This window comes from Bradyrhizobium sp., from assembly GCF_049581145.1.
Classification (GTDB): domain Bacteria; phylum Pseudomonadota; class Alphaproteobacteria; order Rhizobiales; family Xanthobacteraceae; genus Bradyrhizobium.
On sequence record NZ_JBAURI010000499.1, the window covers coordinates 1 to 2446 of the forward strand.

Annotated in this window: 2 protein-coding genes and 1 pseudogene; 2 read left to right on the forward strand and 1 reads right to left on the reverse strand. The window is 66.8% G+C overall.

What is annotated here, in order from left to right:
- Positions 1-1044 (forward strand): pseudouridine synthase (locus tag WCB02_RS16595; RefSeq protein WP_423959591.1); only part of this gene is annotated, 1044 nt, incomplete at its 5' end.
- Positions 1045-1220: 176 nt separating this feature from the next.
- On the forward strand, positions 1221-1775 hold the full coding sequence (gene rsmD, locus WCB02_RS16600) for a 16S rRNA (guanine(966)-N(2))-methyltransferase RsmD (RefSeq protein WP_423959594.1): 555 nt from the start codon (positions 1221-1223) through the stop codon (positions 1773-1775).
- Positions 1776-1784: 9 nt separating this feature from the next.
- Here rsmD and WCB02_RS16605 read toward each other — a convergent pair.
- Positions 1785-2446 (reverse strand): annotated as a pseudogene (locus WCB02_RS16605) (DNA mismatch repair endonuclease MutL); the annotation flags it as partial.

Consider the following 2446-nt stretch of genomic DNA (forward strand, 5'->3'; position numbering starts at 1 on the left):
TATCGCGAGCGCAAGCCCGAGTTCGACCGTCGCCCGCCGCGCGCCGTTGCCAAGCCCAAGAAATCCGGCGAGCGCATCGCCAAGGTGGTGTCGCGCGCAGGGCTGGCCTCCCGCCGCGACGCCGAGGCCTGGATCACCGAGGGCCGCGTCACCGTCAACGGCCGCGTGATCAATTCGCCGGCACTCGATGTCACCGCCAACGATGTCATCACCGTCGACGGCAAACCGTTGCCGCCGCGCGAGCGCACGCGGTTGTTTCTCTATCACAAGCCGCGCGGCCTGATGACGACGCATGCCGATCCCGAGGGGCGGCCGACCGTGTTCGATAACCTGCCGGAGGGCTTGCCGCGGCTGATCTCGATCGGCCGGCTCGACTTCAACACCGAGGGCTTGCTGCTGCTCACCAACGATGGTGGGCTCGCCCGCACGCTCGAACTTCCCGAGACCGGCTGGCTGCGGCGCTACCGCGTCCGCGCCCATGGCGAAGTGACGCAGGCCCAGCTCGACCAGTTGAAGCAAGGCATCGAGGTCGAAGGCATCAAGTACGGCTCGATCGACGCCACGCTGGAGCGCGACCAGGGCGCCAATGTCTGGCTGGTGTTCGCGATCCGCGAGGGCAAGAACCGCGAGGTGCGCAATGTGCTGGCGCATCTCGGCCTCGAAGTGAACCGGCTGATCCGGGTCTCCTATGGTCCGTTCCAGCTCGGCGAAGTCGCGGAAGGTCAGGTCGAGGAAGTGAAGACCCGGGTGTTGCGCGAGCAGCTGGGCGAGAAAATCATCGCCCAGGCCGGCGCTGAATTTGCGCCGTCGGAGCCGCGCAGCACCAATGGCGAGGCCGAAGCGCCGCGCGGCAAGAAGCCGTTCAAGCCGTTAGGCAAGAGCGCGCTGATCGCCGACCACAAGGGCCGCCGGGTGCTGGTGACACGCACCGGCAGCGACGAAGCGCGCGCGCGCAACGAGGATAAAGCCAACGGCTACGGTCCGCCGCGCCGCCCCAAACGCGGCTATCACGGCAAGCGCGACCTGCGGCCACGGGACGCGTGACGTCGATGATTGGAACACAGCCGTCAACCCTAAACTGGTCGTCATGGCCGGGCATAGCCGTCCGAAGGACGGCGTCGCTTCCGCTCGCCTGTGTTCGGCGATCCACGCCTTCGCCTCGGCGCGGTAAGAGAGACGTGAGTGCCCGGCACAAGGCCGGGCGTGACGAGATCTGCTAGATGCGCGTGGTCGGCGGACGATTGAAGGGCCGCAATCTGGCCTCTCCCGCGTCGCGCGACATCCGTCCGACCGCCGACCGGCTGCGCGAGTCCGTGTTCAACGTCCTGATCCACGCCTACGACGATCCGATCGACGGTGCACGGGTGCTCGACCTGTTTGCCGGCACGGGTGCGCTCGGCATCGAGGCGATCTCACGCGGCGCGGCGTTTGCTTTGTTCGTCGATAACGGCACCGAAGCCCGAGCACTATTGCGCAACAATGTCGAGTCGCTCGGGCTCGGCGGCGTCACCAAGGTGTATCGCCGCGACGCCACCAATCTCGGCCCGGCCCATCCGGTCGAGCCGTTCGCGCTGGTGTTCCTCGATCCGCCCTACGGCAGGGGGCTGGCGGAAAAGGCGCTGATCTCGCTGCGCGATGGCGGCTGGCTGGTGCCAGGCGCGCTGCTGGTGGTGGAAGAGGCGAAGGCCGCTGCATTCGCAGCGCCGGACGGGTTCGACGAGTTGGAGCGGCGCGCCTACGACGACACGGAGTTTGTATTCTTGCGCGCTCACTGAGAGCCGCAATCACCTTCGTCCGAACAGTTTTTCCACATCCGACAGCTTCAATTCCACATAGGTCGGGCGGCCGTGATTGCACTGGCCGGAATTGGGCGTGGCTTCCATCTCGCGCAACAGCGCGTTCATCTCTTCCGGCTTCAGACGGCGGCCGGCGCGGACCGAGCCGTGGCAGGCCATGGTGGCCGCGACATGCATCAATTTTCGCTCCAGCGGCAGCGCCTCGTCCCATTCTTCCATACGCTCGGCGAGATCGCGGAGCAGCGCACCGGAATCGATCCTGCCGAGCAGCGACGGCGTCTCGCGCACCGCGACTGCGCCCGGTCCGAACGATTCGATCGCAAGGCCGAACGACGCAAGTTCATCGGCGCGCGCCAGCAGCCGTTCGACGGTGGCCTCGTCGAGTTCGACGATCTCGGGAATCAGCAGGATCTGCCGCTGCACGCCGTTTTCGGCCAGCGAGGCCTTCAGCCGCTCATAGACGATCCGTTCATGGGCGGCATGCTGATCGACGATGATCAGGCCATCGCGGGTCTGCGACACGATATAGGTCTCATGGATCTGGGTGCGCGCCGCGCCGAGCGGGCGATCGATCAGATCGGCCGGCGCTTGTGTCTCGAGCCGTACGTCCGCGGTGGGCGCGCCGACGTCGAACGCGGCCTGGCCCGGCT

What these genes read in the sequence shown, in the direction of transcription:
- rsmD (WP_423959594.1), top strand. Translation starts at nt 1,221, where the DNA reads ATGCGCGTGGTCGGCGGACGATTGAAGGGCCGCAATCTGGCCTCTCCC.